General features: G+C 61.8%; 14 protein-coding genes and 1 pseudogene. 6 read left to right on the plus strand and 9 right to left on the minus strand.

The genetic code is table 11. From position 1 onward, the window contains the following. Positions 1-44: 44 nt before the first annotated feature. The 3 genes from K7431_RS03580 to K7431_RS03590 are packed head-to-tail and all read left to right on the plus strand — an operon-like array spanning position 45 to position 5,511. The gene (locus K7431_RS03580) at positions 45-1,286 is read left to right on the plus strand and encodes an exonuclease SbcCD subunit D C-terminal domain-containing protein (protein WP_012724663.1); all 1,242 of its coding nucleotides are present in this window, start codon (positions 45-47) and stop codon (positions 1,284-1,286) included. After that, positions 1,283-4,921 carry an AAA family ATPase gene (locus K7431_RS03585; RefSeq protein ID WP_012724664.1) on the plus strand — a complete coding sequence of 1,213 codons (3,639 nt, stop codon included), beginning with the start codon at positions 1,283-1,285 and terminating at the stop codon, positions 4,919-4,921. Before K7431_RS03580 ends, K7431_RS03585 begins: the two co-directional genes overlap by 4 nt. Beyond that, positions 4,918-5,511, plus strand: a complete 594-nt coding sequence (locus K7431_RS03590; RefSeq protein WP_012724665.1) for a glutathione S-transferase — start codon at positions 4,918-4,920, stop codon at positions 5,509-5,511. The genes K7431_RS03585 and K7431_RS03590 overlap by 4 nt, the downstream gene beginning before the upstream one ends. A 14-nt stretch (positions 5,512-5,525) precedes the next feature. Here K7431_RS03590 and K7431_RS30870 read toward each other — a convergent pair whose 3' ends face one another. The 4 genes from K7431_RS30870 to K7431_RS03605 all read right to left on the minus strand — a co-directional run bounded on the left by K7431_RS30870 (position 5,526) and on the right by K7431_RS03605 (position 7,595). Continuing rightward, complete coding sequence (locus K7431_RS30870) at positions 5,526-5,651, minus strand: hypothetical protein (RefSeq protein WP_012724666.1); 126 nt, start codon at positions 5,649-5,651, stop codon at positions 5,526-5,528. Positions 5,652-5,809: 158 nt separating this feature from the next. Beyond that, positions 5,810-5,989 carry a hypothetical protein gene (locus K7431_RS03595; protein WP_010210027.1) on the minus strand — a complete coding sequence of 60 codons (180 nt, stop codon included), beginning with the start codon at positions 5,987-5,989 and terminating at the stop codon, positions 5,810-5,812. Between the two features lie 156 nt (positions 5,990-6,145). Beyond that, positions 6,146-7,321, minus strand: coding sequence for a lactonase family protein (locus tag K7431_RS03600; RefSeq protein WP_012724667.1), 1,176 nt, complete (start codon positions 7,319-7,321; stop codon positions 6,146-6,148). Next, on the minus strand, positions 7,308-7,595 hold the full coding sequence (locus tag K7431_RS03605) for a DUF5629 family protein (RefSeq protein ID WP_043205453.1): 288 nt from the start codon (positions 7,593-7,595) through the stop codon (positions 7,308-7,310). The genes K7431_RS03600 and K7431_RS03605 overlap by 14 nt, the downstream gene beginning before the upstream one ends. Positions 7,596-7,736: 141 nt before the next feature. Between K7431_RS03605 and K7431_RS03610 the strand changes: the two genes are divergently transcribed. Continuing rightward, positions 7,737-12,635: a dermonecrotic toxin domain-containing protein gene (locus K7431_RS03610; protein WP_012724669.1), complete on the plus strand. Its 4,899-nt coding sequence runs from the start codon at positions 7,737-7,739 to the stop codon at positions 12,633-12,635. A gap of 45 nt (positions 12,636-12,680) precedes the next feature. Here K7431_RS03610 and K7431_RS03615 read toward each other — a convergent pair whose 3' ends face one another. Further along, on the minus strand, positions 12,681-15,056 hold the full coding sequence (locus K7431_RS03615; protein WP_012724670.1) for an efflux RND transporter permease subunit: 2,376 nt from the start codon (positions 15,054-15,056) through the stop codon (positions 12,681-12,683). Positions 15,057-15,072: 16 nt separating this feature from the next. After that, a complete protein-coding gene (locus K7431_RS03620) occupies positions 15,073-16,113 on the minus strand; it encodes a WD40/YVTN/BNR-like repeat-containing protein (protein WP_080567199.1) in 1,041 nt (346 codons plus the stop codon). A 306-nt stretch (positions 16,114-16,419) separates the two neighbouring features. On the opposite strand from K7431_RS03620, the gene K7431_RS03625 reads away from it, so the two are divergent. Both K7431_RS03625 and K7431_RS03630 read left to right on the plus strand, forming a co-directional pair. Beyond that, a complete protein-coding gene (locus K7431_RS03625; protein WP_043205457.1) occupies positions 16,420-17,535 on the plus strand; it encodes a Gfo/Idh/MocA family protein in 1,116 nt (371 codons plus the stop codon). Positions 17,536-17,667: 132 nt separating this feature from the next. Then, positions 17,668-17,799: pseudogene (locus K7431_RS03630) on the plus strand (gfo/Idh/MocA family oxidoreductase); the annotation flags it as partial. A 129-nt stretch (positions 17,800-17,928) separates the two neighbouring features. On the opposite strand, the gene K7431_RS03635 reads toward K7431_RS03630, so the two are convergent. Genes K7431_RS03635 through K7431_RS03645 form a run of 3 tightly spaced genes read right to left on the minus strand, consistent with a single transcriptional unit; the run spans position 17,929 to position 21,849 of the window. Further along, a complete protein-coding gene (locus tag K7431_RS03635; RefSeq protein WP_012724673.1) occupies positions 17,929-19,632 on the minus strand; it encodes an AMP-binding protein in 1,704 nt (567 codons plus the stop codon). Between the two features lie 31 nt (positions 19,633-19,663). Next, positions 19,664-20,962 carry an acetyl-CoA C-acetyltransferase gene (locus tag K7431_RS03640; protein ID WP_012724674.1) on the minus strand — a complete coding sequence of 433 codons (1,299 nt, stop codon included), beginning with the start codon at positions 20,960-20,962 and terminating at the stop codon, positions 19,664-19,666. Continuing rightward, positions 20,959-21,849 (minus strand): MaoC/PaaZ C-terminal domain-containing protein, encoded by an 891-nt coding sequence (locus K7431_RS03645; protein ID WP_012724675.1) that lies wholly within the window; start codon positions 21,847-21,849, stop codon positions 20,959-20,961. Before K7431_RS03645 ends, K7431_RS03640 begins: the two co-directional genes overlap by 4 nt. Positions 21,850-21,852: the final 3 nt, after the last annotated feature.

Below are 21,852 nucleotides of genomic sequence, written 5' to 3' on the forward strand. Positions count from 1 at the left end.
ACAGGTAAACTCCCCTCCTTTTCATCTTTTCTACGGAGTTCGCCTTGCGTCTGTTTCACACCTCCGACTGGCACCTGGGCCAAAACCTCCATGGCCAGGAACGCGACTTCGAACACGCCTGTTTCCTCGAGTGGCTGCTGGGCCAACTCAACGCCCATAGCCCGGATGTACTGCTCATCGCCGGCGATATTTTCGACACGGTCAACCCACCGCTCAAGGCGCAGGAGCGGCTGTATGACTTCATCATCAGCGCCCATGAACAAAACCCGAAGCTGACCATCGTGATGATCGCCGGCAACCACGACTCCGGCTCGCGTATCGAACTGCCCGCGCCGCTGATGCGCCGTCTGCGCACCCACGCCCTCGGCCGGGTGTTGTGGCTGGATGATGGCGAACTCGACGCCGAGCGCCTGCTTATCCCGCTGCCGGATGCCAAAGGCAAGGTCGCCGCGTGGTGCCTGGCGCTGCCGTTCCTGCGGCCGGCGGAAGTCACCGGCGCGCACCTGGGTGACGATTACCTGCGCGGTATCGGCCAGGTCCATGAATGGCTGATCGCCGCCGCCAACGCCAAACGCAAAAAAGGCCAGGCGCTGATTGCCATCAGCCATGCGCACATGGCCGGTGGTTCGGTGTCGGAAGACTCCGAACGCAGCCTGATCATCGGCAATGCCGAGGCGCTGCCGGCCAGTCTGTTCGATAGAAGCGTCGCGTACGTCGCCCTCGGCCACTTGCACAAGCCGCAAAAGGTCAATGGCGAAGAACGCATTCGCTACAGCGGTTCGCCGATTCCGCTGTCGTTTTCCGAAATCGGCTACAAGCATCAGATCCTTGACGTGACGTTCCAGGGCCAATGCCTGGTGAGTGTCGAACCGCTGCTGATCCCCCGCTCGGTCGACCTGCAACGCCTGGAAGCCGCGCCCCTGGCCGACATCCTCAAGGCGTTGGCCGAGTTGCCGGACGTCGACCTGCTCGCCGAGACCCAGCGCCACCCCTGGCTCGAAGTCCGTGTGCGTCTCGACGAGCCGCAGCCCGACCTGCGCCAGCAGATTGAAACTGCGCTGCAAGGCAAGGCCGTGCGCCTGGTGCGCATCGCCGCCGAATACGCCGGCAAGCGCGGCAGCGACGACACCTGTGAGGAGCGCCTGATCGAACTCGACCAGCTCACGCCCCAGGAATTGTTCAGCCGCGCCTGGCAGGACAGCTACGGCAGTGAAGTGGATGAACAAACCTTGAAGGACTTCGCCGTGCTGCTCCAGGAAGTGCAACAGGAGGGCGAACAGCCATGAAGATCCTCGCCATCCGCCTGAAAAACCTCGCCTCCCTGGCCGGACCGTTCGAGATCGACTTCACCGCCGAGCCCCTGGCCAGTGCCGGTTTGTTTGCCATCACCGGGCCGACCGGCGCCGGTAAAAGCACCTTGCTCGATGCCTTGTGCCTGGCGCTGTTTGGCGCGGTGCCCCGCCTGGGCGATACCGGCCAGGCGAAGATGCCGGATGCCGACAGCGATATTTCCATCGGCGACCCGCGCACCCTGCTGCGACGCGGCACGGGCGGCGGTTATGCTGAAGTGGATTTTGTCGGCGTCAGCGGCCGTCGCTACCGGGCACGCTGGGAAGCCAACCGCGCCCGCGACAAGGCCAGCGGCAAGTTGCAGAACAGCCGCCAGAGCCTGATCGACCTGGACAGCGATCAACTGCTGGCCAGCCAGAAAACCGAATACAAGACCCAGCTGGAACTGTCCCTGGGCCTGAACTTCGAACAATTCACCCGCGCCGTGTTGCTGGCGCAAAGCGAGTTCAGCGCGTTCCTCAAGGCCAATGACAACGAGCGCAGCGAGCTGCTGGAAAAGCTCACCGATACCGCGCTTTACACCCAGCTCGGGCGGCGCGCCTTTGACAAGGCCAAAGACGCCAGGGACGCGCACAAGCAGTTGCAGGACCAGGCCACCGGCGTGGTGCCCTTGGCCGCCGAAGCCCGCGCCGAACTGGATCAGCAATTCGACGCGGCGCAACAACAGCTCAAGGCCCAGCAGGCCCAGCTCAAGCAGTTGGAGCTGCAGCACACGTGGCTCAAGGAGCTGCGCGAATGGCAGGAACGCCAACTCGCCGCGACCGAACAGCTGCAGCGCGCGCAGGCGGAGTGGGACACCCAGGCCCCGCAACGCCAGGACCTCAGCCGCCTGGAGCAGTTGGCACCGCAACGTCATCAGTTCGCGCGCCAGGCGGAACTCAATACCGTGCTGGCCCCGTTGGCCGAGCAGATTCAATCGCATAGCCAACAACAGGCCGAACTGCATACCCGCCAGGAACAGGCACAGCAGCAACAGGCCAGCGCGCAAACCGCATTGGCTGCGGCCTTGAAACATCAAGGCGACGCGGCGCCACTGCTGCGTCAGGCGTTCGAAGAACAGAGCACCCTCGCCCACTTGACCAAAGCGCTGGCCAAGCGCACCGAGGACAAACAACAGCACGAAACGGCCTGCGCCGAAGGCCAGTCCCAGCTCAACGGCTTGCTGGAAAAACAACGCCAAGTCGCCGAACGCCTGCAACGCCTGGCGACCGAGCTTGATCGCAGCGCTGCCCTCGCCCCGCTGAGCGATGCCTGGTCCGCCTACCGCGATCGCCTGCAACAGCTGATGTTGATCGGCAATCGCTTGAACAAAGGCCAGGCAGAACTGCCGCAATTGGAACAGCGCGCCACCGCCGCCGTCGAACAGTTCACTCAGCAACGCGAGGCCCTGGACCTGCTGTACCAGGAAGCCGGTGCCGAGCCGCACGCCGTGGCCGAGCAGATCCAGTTGCTCGCCAGCCTGCTGCAGGACAATCGCAAGCAACAACGTGCCTTCGAAGACCTGACGCGCCTGTGGGACAGCCAGCAACAGCTGGATCAGCAAGCCAGCGCATTGACGCAAAAGCTCACCGATGCCCAACAGCAGCGCGAGCAACTGAACCAGACCGGCCTGCACACCAAGGCTGAACTGGCGATTGCCGAACAGACGCTGACCGTGACCAAGCAGCTGCTGGAACGCCAGCGGCTGGCCCGTAGCGCCAGCGTCGAGGAGTTGCGCGCGCAGTTGCAGGACGACCAACCCTGCCCGGTGTGCGGCAGTCATGAGCACCCGTATCACCAGCCCGAGGCACTGCTGCAAAGCCTCGGTCGCCATGACGAAAACGAAGAAGCCACGGCGCAGAAAGCTGTCGATACCCTCAAGGAAAAACTCACCGAGCTACGTGGCGAAGTGGGCGGTTTGATCGCCCAGCAGAAGGAATACCTGCAACAGCAGGAGCAACTGGCGACGCACCAGCAAGCACTCAAGCCCAGCCTGGAGGCGCACCCGCTGGCCGCCACATTGTTCAACCAGGACGCCGCCAAGCGCAGTGCCTGGCTAGACCAACAGCTGAGCCAACTGACCCAGAGCATCACCCAGGACGAACAACGCCAGGCTGCCCTGCTCAACCTGCAACAAAACGCCGGGCGTTTGCAGCAGCAAGTGCAAGCCGCCCAGGAAGCGAGCCAGCAGGCCCGTCAGTTGCTGGTGGACCAGCAACGCGAATTGGCCAGCGACCGTGAACGTCTTGAGCAGGAACTGAATGCCTTTACCAGCCTGTTGCCCGCCGACACCCTGGAAGGTTTACGCGCCGAGCCCGCCGCCACCTTCATGCAGTTGGACCAACAGGTCAGCCAGCGTCTTGAACAGCTGGGCCATCAACGCGATGAGTTGGCCGAGCAACAAGAGCGTCAACAGGCGATTGAGAAAGAACAGACCCATCAGCAGCATCGCCAGCAGCAACTTGAAGCGCTGGTCCAACAGGTCACCGAGCTGGCCACCCAACAACAGGCGGCTCAGCAAACGCTCAGCGCGTTGCTCGGCGAACACAGCAGCGCCGAACAGTGGCAACAGCACGTGGATCAGGCGGTGACCCTGTCACGCCAGAACGAAACCGACGCCAACCAACAACTGCAAGCGATCCACAACGCACGGCTCCAACTGACTGCCGACCTCAAGGCCCTGCACGAACGCCAGCAGGCATTGCAGGCCGAGCAACACAGCCTGGATACGCGCATCAGCGAATGGCGCGCCCTGCACCCGGAACTCGACGACGAAGGTCTCAACCGTTTGTTGGCCTACGACGACGCCCAGGTCAGCCAACTGCGCCAACAGCTGCAGCACAGCGAAAAAGCCGTCGAACAAGCCAAGGTTTTGCTGCAGGAGCGCGAACAACGCCTCGCCGAGCACCAAGCCCTGCACAACGGCAACCTCGATACCGAAGCACTCGACAGCGCCCTGGCCTCCCTCAACCAGCAATTGGCCGAGGGTGAGAAGCAGTGCGCGGAGCTGCGCGCGCGCCAATCCGAAGACCAGCGTCGCCAGGATGCCAACCAGGCCTTCGCCGAGCAGATCGCCAAGGCCTATGACGAGTGGCAACGCTGGGCACGCCTGAATGCACTGATCGGCTCGGCCACCGGCGACACCTTCCGCAAGATCGCCCAGGCCTACAACCTCGACCTGCTGGTGCATCACGCCAACGTGCAATTGCGCCAACTGGTACGTCGCTACCGCCTCAAGCGCGGTGGCAGCATGTTGGGCCTGTTGGTCATGGACACCGAGATGGGCGACGAACTGCGCTCGGTGCATTCGCTGTCCGGTGGCGAGACGTTCCTGGTGTCGCTGGCACTCGCCTTGGGCCTGGCCTCAATGGCTTCGAGTACCTTGAAGATCGAGTCGCTGTTTATCGATGAAGGCTTCGGCAGCCTGGATCCGGAATCGCTGCAATTGGCCATGGACGCGCTGGACGGCTTGCAGGCCCAAGGCCGCAAAGTCGCAGTGATTTCCCACGTGCAGGAAATGCACGAACGCATCCCGGTGCAGATTCAGGTCAAGCGCCAGGGCAATGGGCTGAGCACCCTGGAGGTCAAGTGAGCGAAGTGCTGCTGTATTCGTTCCGGCGCTGCCCGTATGCGATGCGTGCGCGCTTGGCCTTGCGCTACTCCGGCGTGCCTGTACGGATCGTCGAGGTGAGCCTCAAAGCCAAGCCGGCCGAGATGCTGGCCCTCTCACCCAAGGGCACCGTGCCAGTGTTGAGTGTGGACGGCGAGGTGATCGATGAAAGCCTGGCGATCATGCAATGGGCGCTGGCGCAGCACGACCCGGATAATTGGCTGCTGGGGGGCGACCCGGCGGTACTGGCGCTGGTGGCCGAAAACGACCAAGGCTTCAAGTATCACTTGGATCGATACAAGTACGCCGAGCGCTACCCGGAACAGCCAATGGAACATTATCGGGCCGAGGGTGAAGTGTTCTTGCAGAAGCTGGAGGGGTTACTGACAGGCCGCGCCTATTTGCTGGCCGATCACCCGAGTCTGGCAGACATGGCCCTGGCGCCGTTTGTGCGCCAATTTGCGCATGTGGATCGGGACTGGTTCGCGGCTGCGCCGTATCCCCGGTTGCAGCAGTGGTTGGAGCGGTTTCTGCAATCGCCGTTGTTTGTTGGCGTGATGGCAAAAACCTGATTGCCTCCCTCTGCTTAGCCTTCAACCAGGTTAAGCAGCCGCTCGCGGGCGATCTCAGGCTCGCCGTCCACCAACTGCACGGAGGACAGGATCGGGGCGGAATAGAGGACCAGGATGAGTGCGGCGAGTCGAAGTGCCATGCTGTCGATTCCAGGAATAAACGCGTCAATATTTGAGCGCCAAATTTAAACACATGGCAATCTGATATCAATCATTTTATTCAGCAGATGCACAAACGCCAAACCACTTGAACGAGCCAGGCTCAGTTCCAGTGGTTTGGCGTCTGCTTTTGTGCAGGTTATTGCTGAGTCTTGTGATCCAGTGCGGCGTAGAAGTTGGCGCTTTGTTGCAGGTATTTCTGGGTGTAGGCGCTGGTGCTGGATTTTTTGCCGGTGACTTCCACACTGGCGGCGGCAGGCAATGCCACAGTGGCGGAAACAGCGGAAGCAGCGATGATGGAGAAGAGGTTCAAGTTCATGTCGGTAGCCCTTGTATTCGTTTGGTTGAGTGGCCGGGGAAGGCCTTGGAACCCAACTTACGCCCGAGGGCCGAGCCTTAGAAATGCTTTGAAACAGTAGCCGCTATTAATAGAATTAATACACAGGATCAGGCCCCGCAGTGCGGGGCCTGTGGCTTATTGACGCACCAGGAACTTGAGGTCGCTGGGGGCCTCGATCGGCAATTTCTGCACGGTTTTACCCAGCAGACCGGTGTTGGGGTCGCGTTCAACCACCACGATTTCGTTACTTTTCTGGTTGGCGATCAGCAAAAACTTGCCGCTCGGGTCCAGGCTGAACTCGCGCGGGTGGTCGCCTTCCACGGAACGGCGTTGCAGTTCCTTGAGGTGCGCGGTAGCCGGGTCGATGCTGAACACCAGCAACTGATTGGCCGTGCCACGGTTGCTCACGTAGAGGAATTTGCCATCACTGGACGCATGTAGCGCGGCGCCGGCCTTGTCGGACACCGGTTGCCCGGCGGCGAAATCCACCAATTGCGTCTGGGTCAGCTGGCCATCTTTGTAGTCAAACACCGCGACCTGGGCGCTCATCTCGGTGGTCAGCCAGGCGTGTTTGCCATCGCCGCTGAACAACAGGTGACGCGGGCCGCTGCCCGGTGGCAGTTGCACCGAGGCCGGGTTGGCCGGGGTCAGTGGCAGCTCGTGGTTGGCCTTGGGGTCGTAGCGATAGGCAAACACTTTATCCGCCCCCAGGTCCTGGACAAACACGTATTTGCCGTCCGGCGACGACACCACCGAGTGCACATGGTTGGACGCCTGGCGTTCAGGATTCACCCGGCTGGCCGGGTGCCCGCTCAACTGGACGGGCGCCGACAGCTTGCCCTCGGCATCCACCGGCAGGATCGCCAGGCTGCCGCCCGGATCTTCCAGTACCGAATAGTTGGCGACAAACAGGTAGCGCCCATCAGCAGCAACGCTGGAATGGGTCGGCTCATTGCCCAGGCTTTGCACCTGATTGATCAGGGTCAGTTGGTGACTATTCGGGTCGATGCGGTAGCTGCTGACGCGCCCTACCGCGTCTTTTTGGCCTGGGCCATTCTCGTTGACCACGAACAGATGCTTCTGGTCCTTGGAGACCGTCAGCCACGATGGGTTGGCGGCCTTCGCGGCCAGCACCGGCTGACCGTTGAACTTACCCGTACGGCTGTCGAATTGCAGGCGGTAGATCCCTTCGCTGCTGCCGGCGGTGTAGCTGCCCACCAAGAGTTCATAAGTGTCGACCGGCGCGGCCTGCACCGACATGGCACCGACACTGCCGGCCATCAGCAGGGGCCAGAATTTACGCATCATCATCCGCTTGATCCTCGTCGTTATTGTTGCCGGTGAACGCGCTCATGCAGATCAGGCGGTGCTCGCCCGACTCACCGGTAAGGGTCCAGCTTTGCAAGGTGTCATCGAAGGTGGCGGCCTGTACCTGCTCCAGGCTGAAGCGCCAACGTTTCTCCGCACGGCCGTCCATGGCGGTGATCAGCAGTTTTTCGTTATCGAGTTCGAAGTCGAAGGCGTGCAGCCCGTCGATTTCAAGCATGTCGGACGTTTCCAGGACGGCAGGCAAATTCTCAGTCATCACAGTCTTTCATCAGGTTCAAAGGGCTAATCATAGGCCAGTTTGCCGCCAAGGCCTAAGACCATAACGGGCTACCGCCTCGCGGCAACGCAACCCTTTACTTTGGGCTGGCGCGTCTTTATCCCCTGTAAAGGAATACCCATGACAGACCCGAACTCGTTCCCGCCTGCACACCCAACCCGACAAGTGGTTGAGGCTCAATTTCTCACGCGACCGACAGTGCGCTCCGTCACCACGCAGTTGCTGGCCCTCCACCTGGCGGAAAAATACCCTCCCCTGACGGCTCCCCTTGATGACCTGCGGCTGGCTGTGCCCCGGGAGGGTGGCGGCCGGGCGCTGCTCCCGCTGCTGGACGTGGCGCTCACCCATATGGCGGACGGCAGCTTTCCCGACGTGTCGCCACGCGGTGGCCTGGACAGCTACTTGAGCGACGCCACCGGCACTCGGCTCCGCTACGACGCCAATGGACCTCGCGACTATGATCTGGAGGTCATCGAAGCGGTCATCAGAGAGCTGCCACTGATTCTGTTCGTCAGCTTCCAAGACGCCTTGGCCAACTATTGGAGCCAGGACAGCGACGCCGGTGGCAGCCGCTGGAAGTGGCTGGCCGTGGTGCTGCAAGGCGCGCTGCTCGACTCAGCCATTCGCCAGGTGGGCGCCAACGCCAAGTACCTGAACGTCATCAGCGCATTGAACCGCTACCCTGACCGCAGCACACGCGCCCGCCAACCCTGGCCCGATAACGCGGTCCACGCCTATACCCTGGAAACGCAGGTGACTCAGGCGGGCACTCAACTCGCCCGGCAAGCCTGCGACCTTTTGCTGGTCTGCCGCGAGCACGTCTTGCTGTGTCGCCTGTCAGGAGACGTCACGCCATTCCCCGACCTGGATGCCTTCGGCAAAGCATGGGGCGACGCCCTGCAACAGCGCTTCAGCGCCGACAAAATCACCTGGCAGCAGTACGAACCCGATGGCGATATTTTCGAAGTCCAAGCCGGGCTGATATTGAACCAGCAGTTGGAAGATCTCGCGGCCATCCAGCTTCCGGCGCGCTCCAGCGTAGAGGCGCTGGAGCAGTTGTTTGCGCGAGTCACTGATCCGGCACGGCTATTCACCCACGCATCCGCCCTGCCCTTGTCCGGCCTGCCGCGCCTCCAGGCAGCTCTTCCCGACTGGCTGAAAAACGCCAGCGCCGGTGACCGCATTGCCTACCGCCAATGCGTGCTTGAACAAGCCGGTATCCGGCGCCTGACACTCGGCGACTCAGACTTCGATGGCCTGGATACACTGCGCAGCTATGCAGCCCAGCATTTGGACCACCAACTGTGCCTGGACCGCGCCGGCGCCCTGCGCGGCCAGCGCACCTGCGATGCCGGCGCACTGGCCAGCGGGTACCGTGCCGACGACCTGGTGCTGACCTTTCACGTTGCAGTGGGCAGCCTTGAAGGCGGTTATGTCGAGCCGGTTTCCATGAGCCTGGTAGAGCTGGCGCTGAAAAACCTCTCAGGGAAACCCAAAGGCCGCCTGACACTCAGCCATCGCACCGGCAGAGCGCTGGAAGCGTGGTTGACCGCCGACTATATCCTGAGGTTGATACAGCGTGTCGACATCGGCAAAAACTACCCTGAATACCTGCGCCAAGCATTGATGAGCGACACCGAGGCGGCGCAAAAACGCCGGCAGTTGTTTCAGCAGCAGCGGCCTGTGCACCTGAAAACCCAGGCACTGGAACACAAGATCAAGGCCGAAGCGGGCCTGACGCTGCGCGGGGTTCGTTGTGTGAATGCCGTGGTCAACCTGGACCCCGCTGAGCGCCAGGTCGACGGCGACGACATCGTCATCCGCCCGCTGGCGTTTGTGCGCAAACCCGGCGCTACGGCGGACGTGGTGCAAAACATGTTCATCATCGAGCCGCTTGATACCCGGCAGGGGCCGCACCTGCTTTATCGCCCAGCCTATCGCGATTCGCTGCAGGAGTTTGCCAGCCGCGAGCAACTGCTCGCCGCCATCGTGCAACCTGGCCCACTGCAGGACAGTATCCTGACGTGGCTGCCGGACCTCGCCAGGGCGATCTACAGCAACGGCGGCTTTACCCAGCCCCACTACGTACGTGTCGGCATCGGTTCGGATTTCGACAGCCTGCCCAGGGTGCCGGCGCCCGCACAGCTGGCCCAGGCGGATGACGAGACGGGCGACGAAATCCGTCAGGCCCTCGGCAATGGCACACTCATGGAGTACCTGTTTGGCAGTGAAACCCGGCAGCTGTTGGACCAGGCCGCACGTGAGTCAACGTCCAACAACGAAAGCCGCTGGGCATTGATTCTCGAAGGTATGCAGTTAGGGTTCAACACGCTGTTGATCGCCGTGCGCGGACCGCTCGCGGCCGTCGGTTGGCTGATGCAACTGGCGCAAGGCCTGCAGCACGACCTGCCGGCACTCGAGAGTGACGACCCCACCGCTCGGGAGCTGGCGTGGGTCGATCTGCTGCTCAACATCGGCATGCTGATGCTGCATCATGGGTTCCCCGGCACGCCCCACGAAAGCGCCGCGCTCGATGAGCAGCCCCTCATTCGCCAGCCCGTGCCCGGCCAGGGAGCGAGCCGGGCGCCGGTGGTTGAACGGGGCGCCGTCGGCCTGCCCGCCGAACCGCCGGGCGGCGGCCGCACGCTGCTGGACTTTGACCACTCCCTGGCCGGCGACGGCGCTTCGGCAAAACTGCTGAAAAAGCTGCGGGCGGTCAACGTCCCCTGGCCTGTGCCGGCGCCGGAGCCGATCCAAATCGGCCCACATCAGGGTTTGTACACTATCAACGGCCGATGGCATGCCTCGGTCGCGGCCCTGTTATTCAGGGTCAGTATTGTTCCGGGCTTCAACGAAGTCTTCATCATTCATCCAGAGAAAATAGACCATCCGGGCATCAAGCTTAAATCCGATGGCAAAGGCCACTGGTCCCTGGACCGTGGGATCAAGCTGATAGGCGGCGGCCCGAAGCGAATGGCGGCGTTGCGCGAGGAAAACCTGCGTAGAAAGGACCAACTGGTCGCACACATGTACGCACTCAACGCCGAAATGACGGAAGTGATGGCGCCGTTCCAGTCGTCAATCAGCCGAATATCACCGGCGCTTGAGGCCCTGAAAAAGCAACGTAAAACCGCGCAACTGGTGTGGAATCTGCTGCAAAAAGCCACTGAAGCACAACAGCCGGCCCTTGAAGCGCGCCACATGAAGGAGGCACTTAAGCACCGGGAACTGCGTACCGAGTTTCAGGTTCTGCTGCACAACCTGGAAGTGCAATTTGCCCAATCGCTGACCCCACGCCTGGAAATGGTCAAGCTTGGCCAGGAACTGGAAAGAGTCGGCGGCGCCAGCGTGCATGTGCATGACCGGGCGAAAATCCTCAAAACCATCTGGGACCAGCAATTGCTCATCAGTACCCTGCTCTTGGGCCGGTTGAACTCCATGCGTTTTTCCATCGCCGGTGAACCGATGGCAGAGATGGGGGGCAGAATGTTTATCGACCATTTGCTGGGCGACTCCACGATCTACGACGAATACATCAGCAACACCGTGGAGTCGGCGAACATCCGCCAACACATGGCCGAGGTGTCCGCGGCGATGGAAACCACCCTTGAACAACTGGAGCAAGACTCGTCGGCAGGCCGCGCACTGCGCCAGGAATGCCTGGCGCAGATCCAGTACCCGCAGAATTTTTTCTCCGACAACCTGAAACTCAATGCGCTGAACTATCTCGCCGCCGCCAGTGTGGCGACCGCCGATCGGCTGCTGCCACCCCAAGAAGACTTTTACCTCAATCGCCTTGAGCAGACCGACCTGATCCAAGCCCTGCAGTCTCACGTCGAAGTACGCAGCGGCGTCGAATTCACGCTGGCCGAGCAGCGTAATGTGTATGAGACCGTCCTCGAGCAGTACCGCCGCTATGAGGATGCCATTCGTGCCCTCAAGGCCCTCAACCCACGGCGTCTGCGCCCGGAGGCCGACCGCCTGCTGGAGGGGCTTGAATACGCCCAGGCGCTGGCGCAACGCGAGCTGGAGTCAGTGGTGCGCAAGCAGGAAGCGCTGGACGTCGAGCTGCCGTTGTCAAAAACCCTACGGCCCAAAAGTCCGGCCAAGCGAGTGTTCAAAACCAGGAAAAAGGCGTACCTCATCGGTGACTTCAAGCCGGCCGATACACCGGGTGCCGAGGAGCAGTTCACCCTCACCGATACGCTGACCGGCGAAACCATTGCTTCATTCAGCCCACATGCAGACGGCTGGGCAGCGAAGACCGATGCCCCCTCTTCTCCAACGAAACCCCAACCGCAGGCCCGCACGCTGGCCACGCTCAAAGGTCTGGCGCAGGACCTGACAGCGCAGCGCAAAGGCATTGAGCAGGTGATCAGCACAGACCAGCTGAAACTCGACGCCCAGCTCACCCGACAACAGGTCAACCCAGCAGACTGGGATGAACTGTTGACCCGGCACGCGAATAAATTCACGGCCCTGGCCGATGAACTGAAACGGGATCACCTTGCCGGCAAACCCGCGGTCCAGCGCCTGATCGATGAATACCTGGCGCAAGCCCGGGACATCACTCGGCTGGCGGAGCGCGTGTGCAGTGAGGCCTACAAGCGGCAATGGCCGACGCAGGAGAGCCTCAATTACTTGTGGGAACATCAACAGATCGATATCAACCTGACGAGCCGGGCGGACCCGGAACGTCCGACCCTCAGTGGCGACTTCTTCACCGAATACGCCGTGTACGACACAGCCAAAAAACCCGCGCAGGTGTTGTGGTACGCCCACTTCCATTACGCAACCGCCGACGCAGCCCCCAATCGCTACACCCGTGCGCACCTGAAACTGCCGGAGCAGCGCAAATACACGCAAAAGGACCTGCTTAAACAACACGTCCAAGACGCCTTGCGCCACCAGCAAGAACCCGGCGGCGTGCCGCTCAGCCGTATCATCTACGTCTTGATCACCCCACCCGTCGACAGCATTTTCCTGGCGATCGCGCCAGGACAGCGCGCAAGCCAGTGATACGGCCTCTCTGTGGTGAGGGCGTGAACACCCTCACCACAGGGCTCAGTGGGCAAACAACGAGTTGCCCTTCTGCCCCGCCAGCTTCTCGGGCTTGATCAGGAACCGCGCCAGCGCCGGCAGCAGCCACAGCGCGCCGAACATGTTCCACAGCAGCATGAACGTCAGCATCAGGCCCATGTCGGCCTGGAACTTGATGGCCGAGAAGATCCAGGTGCACACGCCGATTGCCAGGCACAGGCCGGTAAACAGCACGGCTTTACCGGTGGATTTGAGCGTCTGGTAATACGCCTCTTGCAGCGGCAAGCCAGCGCGCAGGAAGCTTTCCAGGCGGCTGTAGATGTAGATGCCGTAGTCGACGCCAATCCCCACGCCCAGGGCCACCACCGGCAAGGTCGCGACCTTGACACCGATGCCCATGAACGCCATCAGCGCGTTACCCAGCACCGAGGTCAGCACCAGCGGCAACACGATGCACAGGGTCGCCGCCCAGGAGCGGAAGGTGATCATGCACATGGTCGCCACGCACAGGTACACCAGGATCAGGATAGTCAGCTCCGACTCCTTGATCACCTCGTTGGTGGCGGCTTCGATCCCGGCGTTACCGGCGGCGAGGATGAATTCCAGGCCGTCCTTGTTGTTTTCCTTGGCGAAGTCCTGCACCGCATGCACGGCGCGGTCGAGGGTTTCGGCCTTGTGGTCGTTGAGGAACACCAGCACCGGCGCCAGCGAGCAATTGTTGTTGTACAAGCCATCGGCACGGGCGATGGAGTTGTTCAGCACATCCGGGTTGCGCGACAGGGTTTCCCATTTCAGGTTGCCCTCGTTCATGCCCTTGATCATCTGCTTGGACACGGTCACCAGCGAGATCGCCGATTGCACGCCTTCGGTGTTCTGCATCTTCCACATCAACTGATCGATGGGCGCCATGGCTTCATAGCGCGAGCAGCCTTCGGCCTTGGTCTTGACCATCACCACCAGCACGTCGGAACTGGTGGAATAGTTGCTGATGATGAAGTTGTTGTCTTTGTTGTAGCGCGAGTCCGGACGCAGTTCCGGCGCGCCCTGGTCGAGGTCGCCGATCTTCAGGTTCTGGCTGTACCAGAGGCCGCCGCCGAAGGCGACCAGCGCGAGCAGAATCGAGACCGGCGCCACTTTGGCACTGGCGAATTTCGACAGCAGGCGCCAGAACGGATGGTCGCGGTGTGCGTCCTTCTTGCTCCGGGCGATGGCGCGCTGGCTGATGCCGGCATAGGAAATCGCTACCGGCAGCAGGATCAGGTTGGTAAACACGATCACCGCGACACCGATGGACGCGCCGATGGCCAGTTCACGGATCACGCCGATGTCGATGATCAGCAGTGTGATGAAGCCCACCGCGTCGGCCAGGATCGCAATCATCCCCGGCAGGAACAGTTGCCGGAAGGTGCGCCGCGCAGCCGTCAGCGCGTTGTCCGCGTCGCTGGATTGCAGGGCGATACCGTTGATCTTTTGCACACCGTGGGAAATACCGATGGCGAAGATCAGGAACGGCACCAGCATCGAATACGGATCCAGGCCGAAACCGAAAAAGTGCATCAAGCCGAGTTGCCAGACCACCGCCACCAGCGTGGTGCTCAACACCGCGACCGTGCTGCGCAGGCAGTTGGTGAACCAAAGCAACAGGATCAAGGTAATGACGAATGCAACGCCGAAGAACAGCACCACCATCACCAGCCCATCAATCAAATCACCGACTTTCTTGGCGAAACCGACAATGTGGATCTTGACGTTGGGGTTCTGGGCTTCGAACTTGTCGCGGATCTTGTCTTCCAGTTCATGGGAAAACTTGCGGTAGTCCAAGGCCAGCAGCTTGCCCTGGTCCTGCGGGTCCGGGTAGGACTCCAGCAGCGGGATGTCGACGATGCTCGACTTGAAGTCGTTGGCCACCAGGCGCCCGACCTGGCCGGACTTGAGCACGTTGTTGCGCAGCTGGTCGAGGCTTTGTGGCGAGCCGTTGTAGCTCTGCGGGATCACTTCACCGCCGGCAAAGCCCTCTTCGGTGACTTCGGTCCAGCGCACGCTGGGGCTCCACAGCGACTTGAGGCCCGAGCGGTCGACGCCGGAGATGTAGAACACCTCATCGTTGATCTGGCGCAGGGTCTCCATGTACTCCTTCGTGAAAATGTCACCGTCCTTGGCTTCCACCGAGATCCGCACGGTGTTGCCCAGGTTCGCCAGGTCGTTGCGGTGCTCCATCATCTTTTCGATGAAGGGGTGCTTGAGGGGGATCATTTTTTCGAAGCTGGTGGACGGGCGAATCAACGTCGCCTGCCAGAACAGGAAGATACTCACCAGCAGGCAGATGACGATCACTGCCGGGCGGTTGTTGAAAATCAGGCGCTCAAGAAAGGTCGCTTTATCGTTGTGATGACTGCTCATTCTATCCCCGCCCTTCTTATTGTTTTGTCGGTTCAGCGCCGGTCGGCGTGGCAACACGCACACCGCCCTGCCCGGCCAGAATCAAGTTACCGTTGCCCGCCGCCGTCACGGACGACAGCGAGATACGGTCCGGGCGGTTGAACACGCTGAAGGTCACCCCATCGTCATGACTGACCACCACGCTGCCGCCGTTACCAACGACGACAAGGGAGCCATCCTCCAGCAAGGTCGCGCCCGACAAACCAAACTCGAGCGCTCCCCGCGCCGCGTTCAATTCGACGGGCTCCCAGGTGCTGCCGAAATCTGTGGAGCGGTACAGGTTGCCGCGCAAGCCATAAGCCAGCAGGGTTTGCGGCTGCGCCGTGCTGATCACACCAAACAGCGAGCCCTCGTAGGGGCCTTCGAGTTTTTCCCAGGTCTGGCCGTCGTCGCTGGAGCGGAACATGCTCCCTTGCTCGCCGACGATGAACAGGCCGGCGTCCTTGATGTGGGCGATGGCGTTGAGGTGGAACTGGTCTTCGTTGTCGAGGCGGTCGCTGACGTCTTGCCAGGTCTTGCCGCCGTCGGTGGTTTCGATCAGCGCACCGTAGGCGCCCACGGCCAGGCCGTGGTTGGCGTCGTTGAACCATACATCGAGTAAAGGGGCTTCGCGCTTGAGGTCCTGGTATTGCTGGGTCCAGGTGGCGCCGCCGTCGGAGCTGGCAAGGATTTGCGCATCGTGGCCGACCGCCCAGCCCTGTTTGTCATCGATAAAAAACACCGCCGTGAGCAGTTGCCGGGTGGGGACTTTGGCTTGGGTCCAGGTGCTGCCCTGGTCATCGGAATAGAGGATGTGCCCGCGGTCACCGACCGCCACCAGCCGCTTGCCCGCGTGGACGACGTCGATCATCAGGCCTTTGGCGGCCTTGGGGGATTCAATCGCAAACGCAGGCGTTGCGACGGTATCGCTGGCTGCCAGTGCCGGCGTGACTGACACGCCACCGACCAGCAACGAGAGCGCTGTGGCCAGCAACGCAACCCTGCGTGCGGCACGTGGGCGGCAAACAACCCAACCCATGACAGGCTCACTCATAGACCTTTCTCCCATTATTATTGTTATCGCCTGCCTTCCGGGGCCTTGAAACCTGCAATCTAGAGCGCCTGGAGGAAGCAGGGGCCATCCTATCGGGCTTTCGAATCGTCTGACAATCGGCGCTACGTTATCTTTTGTTAACTGAAGGCATTTGGCCGCATGGTGAATGTAGCTCTATTCGCCGAGGTGATCGTCGACGTATCAATGAATTTTTATTCTATCTATTGAAATTTGGGAATTTTTATTCCATTAATACGCCTTCTGAAAACAATAATGCAAAGGACCACGACGATGCGTGAACTCGGAATCGGCTTGATCGGCACAGGCTTCATGGGCCGCGCCCATGCGCTGGCCTTCAATAACGCCCGCGCAGTGTTCGAGTTGCCGGTACACCTCAAGCTGGCCGCACTGGCCGATGCCGACACCGAACGCGCGCAGCGCTGCGCCACGGCCTGGGGATTCGCCCAGGCTCATGGCGATTGGCAAGCATTGATCAATGATCCCAGCGTCGACGTGGTGGCCATCACCACCCCCAACCACCTGCACTACCCCATGGCGATGGCGGCGATTGCCGCGGGCAAGGCGGTGTACTGCGAAAAACCCCTGGCCGTGAGCCTGGAACAAGCCGACGCCATGCGCCGTGCCGCCAGTGCGGCCGGGGTGGTGACGCGGGTGGGCTACAACTACCAGCACAACCCGATGATCTCGCTGGCACGGCAGATGATTGTCGATGGAGACCTTGGCGACATCATCAGCTTCCAGGGTGAATTCAGCGAGGACTTCATGGCCGACCCGGCCTCGCCATGGTCGTGGCGTTGCGAAGTGGAACATGCCGGTGGCGCCTTGGCGGACCTGGGCAGTCATTTGTTGTCTATGGCGCGTTATCTGGTCGGTGATGTGGTGAGTGTGTGTGCCGATACGCAGACCGTTCACGCCCGGCGCCCGGCCGTCAAAGGCAGCGCCGAGCTGAAGTCGATTGCAGTGGATGATCAGGTGCACGCCCTGCTGCGTTTCGCCAACGGTGCACGTGGCACCGTGAGCAGTAGCTGGCTCAAGCAGGGCTACAAGAATCACCTGAGCTTTGAAATCAGCGGGACCAAAGGCACTCTGGCGTTCGATCAAGAGCGTTTGAACGAGTTGCGGGTGTGTCGCGAGGGTCAGGACGGCTTCCAGCGATTACTCGCCGGCCCTGCCCTTGCGGGTTATGCGGCCTTCAGCCCGGCGGCCGGGCATCAGTTGGGGTACAACGAACTGAAGACGCTGGAGGTGCAGGAGCTGATCATGGCCGTGGCCGGTCAGGGTGCGGAGGGTACGGACTTTGAAGCGGCGTGGGAGGTGGAACGGCTGGCGACGGCGATTCGCGTGGCGGCCCGTGAAGAGCGCTGGGTCACCGTGAACGCGGTCTGAAACACAGTAAAGATCCCCTGTGGGAGGGGGCTTGCTCCCGATGGCGGAGTGTCAGCCAGTGTATTTCTAGCTGATGCACAGCCATCGGGGGCAAGCCCCCTCCCACATTTGGATCATCGACAATTCAAGGTCGCGGCATTCAGCCCGGCGGCCGGGTATCAGTTGGGGTACAACGAACTGAAGACCCTGGAGGTGGAGCGGCTGGCGACGGCGATTCGCGTGGCGGCCCGTGAAGAGCGCTGGGTCACCGTGAACGCGGTCTAGAACACAGTAAAGATCACTGTGGGAGGGGGCTTGCTCCCGATGGCGGAGTGTCAGCCTGTGTATTTCTAGCTGATGCACAGCCATCGGGGGCAAGCCCCCTCCCACATTTAGATCATCGACATGTTCGCGCTAGCGCAAGGCCCGACGCAGCACTTTGCCCACGGTGGTCTTGGGCAACTCGGTGGTGCGGAACTCCACATACTTCGGCATCTTGTAACCCGTCAGGTACTCCCGGCAATGCGCCAGGAGCTGCTCCTGGGTCAGGTTCGGGTCCTTGCGCACCACGATGATCTTGACCTTCTCCCCGGTCACGCCATCTTCCACCCCAATCGCCGCCACTTCTCCCACCCCAGGGTGCAACGCGACTACATCTTCGATTTCATTGGGGTACACGTTGAAGCCGGAGACCAGGATCATGTCCTTCTTACGGTCTACCAGGCGAATGTAACCGCGCGCGTCCATCACGCCGATATCACCGGTCGACAGCCACCCCTCGGCATCCAGCACTTCGGCGGTGGCCTCCGGGCGTTTCCAGTAGCCCTGCATCACCTGCGGCCCGCGCACTTGCAGTTCGCCCGGCTCGCCGATCTCAGCCAGCGCGCCGTCTTCGCGCAGAAAGCGTACCCAGGTCGAGGGTAATGGCACACCGATGCTGCCGGTGAACTCCATCTCGCGCATGCGTGCAATGTTGATCGGGCTGATGCTCACCACCGGCGAACACTCGGTCAGGCCGTAGCCCTCGATGATCGGCAGTCCGGTGACTTCCTTCCAGCGTTTGGCCACCGCCGTGTGGGTGGCCATGCCGCCCGCAATCACCATGCGCAGGTCGGAAAAGTCCCGCGCGCAAAACGCCTTGTTCTCCAGCAAACCGTTGAACAAGGTGTTGACCCCGGCAATGCCGTTGAAGCGCTCCTTGCGCAGGATCATCTGCACCCGCTTCACGTCCCTCGGGTTGGCGATGAGGATATTGCGCCCGCCCAGGCACATGAACATCAGGCAATTCACCGTCAGGGAAAAGATGTGGTACAGCGGCAGCAAGGTGACGTTGGTTTCCTGTTTGTCCTGGTCCAGTTGATCCCCCACCCAGGCCTTGGCTTGCAACAGGTTGGCGATGATATTGCGGTGGCTGAGCATCACGCCCTTGGCATCGCCGGTGGTGCCGCCGGTGTATTGCAGGAAGGCCAGGTCGTCGAGGTGCATCTCCACCGGGAAGTGGTTGAGCGCCCGCCCCTGTTTCAACACCTGGTTGAAGCGCACCGAGCCACGCAGGTTGAACGCCGGCACCTGCTTTTGCACGCTGCGCAGGATGAAGTTCATCGCCGCGCCCTTGAAGGTGCCGAGCAAATCACCGATGGCGGCGATCACCACGCGTTTCACGCTGCTGCCGGTAATGACTTTTTCCAGGGTATGCGCGAAGTTTTCGAAGATCACCACGGTTTCGGCGCCGCTGTCCTTGAGCAAATGCTTGAGCTCATGGCCGGTGTACAGCGGGTTGACGTTGACCACCACCGCGCCGGCCAGGATCGTGCCCAGCAGGCAGATCGGGTACTGCAAGCAATTGGGCATCATCAGCGCGACGCGGTCGCCTTTCTTGACGCCCTGCCCTTGTAGCCAGGCGGCAAAGGCAATGCCTTGCACCTGCCAGTCGGCGTAGGTCATTTCGGTGCCGATGCTGACGTAGGCCACTCGCTCGCGAAACTTCTCCAGGTGTTCCAGGAACACCTCGCGCAGCGACGGGTAGTCTTCGATACCGGCCTCGATATCCGCCGGGACGCCGGGCAGGTAAGCGTTCAACCAGATCCGTTCGGTGTGTTCCAGGCTTACAGCGTTCATGGCAGTCTCCTTGTTGTTGTTTTTGATAGAGCTACTTTTCGACGATGGCGGTAATGCCCAGCCCGCCCGCCGCGCAGATGGAAATCAGGCCGCGCCCGCCGCCGTTCTCATGGATGAGCTTGGCCAGCGCCGCCAATTGCCGGCCACCGGTGGCGGCGAACGGGTGACCACAGCCGAGGGAGCCGCCGTTGACGTTCATTTTGGCGCGGTCAATGGCACCCAGCGGCGCGTCCAAGCCTAGACGCTCGCGGCAATAGTCGGCGTCTTCCCAGGCCTTGAGCGTGCACAGCACTTGGGCGGCGAAGGCTTCGTGGATCTCGAAGAAATCAAAGTCGTTGAAGCTCAGGCCTTCGCGCTTGAGCATGCGCGGCACCGCGTACGCCGGGGCCATCAGCAGGCCTTCGGTGCCGTCGACGAAATTCACCGCGGCGGTTTCGCCGGTACGCAGGTAGGCCAACACCGGCCAACCGTGCTCGGCCGCCCATTCCTCGCTGGCCAGCAACACCACCGAGGCGCCATCGGTCAGCGGCGTGGAATTGCCCGCGGTGAGCGTGCCGTTTTGCCGGTCGTAGGCCGGGGACAAGCCGGCGAGCTTCTCCAGGCTGGCGTCGGCGCGCAGGTTGTTGTCCTTCGCCAGGCCGCGATGGGGGCTGATCAGGTCATCGAAGAAACCGCGTTTATAGGCTGCATCCAGGCGCTGGTGGCTGGTGAGGGTCAATTCATCCTGGGCCAGGCGCTTGATCTGCCAGCGCTTGGCCATTTCTTCGCAGTGTTCGCCCATGGACAAGCCGGTACGTGGCTCGCCATTGCGCGGCAGCAACGGCTTGAACAGCATCGACGGTCGGACCTTGAACAGCGCCTTCAGCTTGTCGCCCATGCCCTTGGCGCGGTTGGCCGCGAGCAAGGTGTGGCGCAGGGATTCGTTGATACCGATGGGCGCGTCGGAGGTGGTGTCGGCACCGCCGGCGATGCCGACCTCGATCTGGCCGAGGGCGATCTTGTTCGCCACCAACAAGGCCGCCTCCAGGCCGGTGCCACAGGCTTGTTGCACGTCGTAGGCCGGCGTGTCCGGGGACAACGTGGTGGAGAGCAGCGACTCACGCGCCAGGTTGAAATCCCGCGAGTGCTTGATCACCGCCCCGGCGGCAAACTCACCCAGGCGTTGGCCGTGCAGGTTGTAGCGGTCGACCAGGCCCTGCAGGGCGGCGACCAGCAGGTCCTGGTTGCTGTCGTGGGCGTACACCGTGTTGGAACGGGCGAACGGGATACGGTTACCGCCGATGATCGCCACGCGGCGAACGGGGGCCGGGTTGAAGCTGTAGTCAGTCATTCCACGCTCTCTTTCCAGATGAACAGTCCACGCATATGGGGTTTGTCGCCGGCGAAATTGCGCACTTCGAATTCGCGGCGCGGGCCGGTCACAGGATGACTCCACAGCGCAACCTGGCCCGGCAGGAAGATCGGCAGCTTGAAATCACAATGGGCCTCGGCCTGGTCCAACCCACCGGGCGGTTGTTGCGCGGCGAGCGCACGCCCCAGGGTCCACATGCCATGGGCGATGGCGCGGCGAAAGCCGAATATTTTTGCGCCGATCACCGACGTGTGAATCGGGTTGAAATCCCCCGACACCTTGGCAAAACGCCGGCCCAGGTCGGCGGGTAGCACCCAGCGCTGGGTGCGCAACAGCCCCTCTTCCTGCAACGGCAGCCCGTCCCCCCACGGCTCGCCAACCGGGTCCTTGACGTCCCGGCGCAGGTACAGGCTGTCGCTTTCCCATACCAGTGTGTCGGCGCCGTAGGCACGGGTGGCGATGCTCAGCGCCTGGCCTTTGGGATGGGCGACCCAGCGCTCGCAGTACACCTCAAGGCGCAAGGCCTGGCCTGCATGCAGGCGCTGATGCTGACGAATGCGATTGGCCAGGTGCACCATGCCGCTGGCCGGGTACGGGAAGCTCGGTCGCGTCAGCAACATCAGGTGCAACGGGAACGCCAGCACGTGCGGGTAGGACAGCGGCACGCCCTGCTCGCGACGAAAACCACAGGCGCGGCCATACGCCTCAATGCCAGCGGCGGACAACTGCGCTGCCGAGCGCACGAGACGTTCCTTGGGTAGCACCGGCGCACCGTCGAGCGTGGGTTTGCGCAGGGCACGCACGCCATCCAGCAGCAAGCGCGTGCGGGATGGCGGCGGGTCGATGATCTGCGTTATGTAGTCCATGGC

The organism is Pseudomonas fluorescens group sp., assembly GCF_020093335.1.
GTDB classification, from domain to species: Bacteria; Pseudomonadota; Gammaproteobacteria; order Pseudomonadales; family Pseudomonadaceae; genus Aquipseudomonas; species Aquipseudomonas petroselini.

What these genes read in the sequence shown, in the direction of transcription:
- K7431_RS03585 (WP_012724664.1), top strand. Translation starts at nt 1,283, where the DNA reads ATGAAGATCCTCGCCATCCGCCTGAAAAACCTCGCCTCCCTGGCCGGA.
- K7431_RS30870 (WP_012724666.1), bottom strand. Translation starts at nt 5,651, where the DNA reads ATGGCACTTCGACTCGCCGCACTCATCCTGGTCCTCTATTCCGCCCCG.
- K7431_RS03595 (WP_010210027.1), bottom strand. Translation starts at nt 5,989, where the DNA reads ATGAACTTGAACCTCTTCTCCATCATCGCTGCTTCCGCTGTTTCCGCC.
- K7431_RS03600 (WP_012724667.1), bottom strand. Translation starts at nt 7,321, where the DNA reads ATGATGATGCGTAAATTCTGGCCCCTGCTGATGGCCGGCAGTGTCGGT.
- K7431_RS03605 (WP_043205453.1), bottom strand. Translation starts at nt 7,595, where the DNA reads ATGACTGAGAATTTGCCTGCCGTCCTGGAAACGTCCGACATGCTTGAA.
- K7431_RS03610 (WP_012724669.1), top strand. Translation starts at nt 7,737, where the DNA reads ATGACAGACCCGAACTCGTTCCCGCCTGCACACCCAACCCGACAAGTG.
- K7431_RS03615 (WP_012724670.1), bottom strand. Translation starts at nt 15,056, where the DNA reads ATGAGCAGTCATCACAACGATAAAGCGACCTTTCTTGAGCGCCTGATT.
- K7431_RS03620 (WP_080567199.1), bottom strand. Translation starts at nt 16,113, where the DNA reads ATGGGTTGGGTTGTTTGCCGCCCACGTGCCGCACGCAGGGTTGCGTTG.
- K7431_RS03625 (WP_043205457.1), top strand. Translation starts at nt 16,420, where the DNA reads ATGCGTGAACTCGGAATCGGCTTGATCGGCACAGGCTTCATGGGCCGC.
- K7431_RS03635 (WP_012724673.1), bottom strand. Translation starts at nt 19,632, where the DNA reads ATGAACGCTGTAAGCCTGGAACACACCGAACGGATCTGGTTGAACGCT.
- K7431_RS03640 (WP_012724674.1), bottom strand. Translation starts at nt 20,962, where the DNA reads ATGACTGACTACAGCTTCAACCCGGCCCCCGTTCGCCGCGTGGCGATC.
- K7431_RS03645 (WP_012724675.1), bottom strand. Translation starts at nt 21,849, where the DNA reads ATGGACTACATAACGCAGATCATCGACCCGCCGCCATCCCGCACGCGC.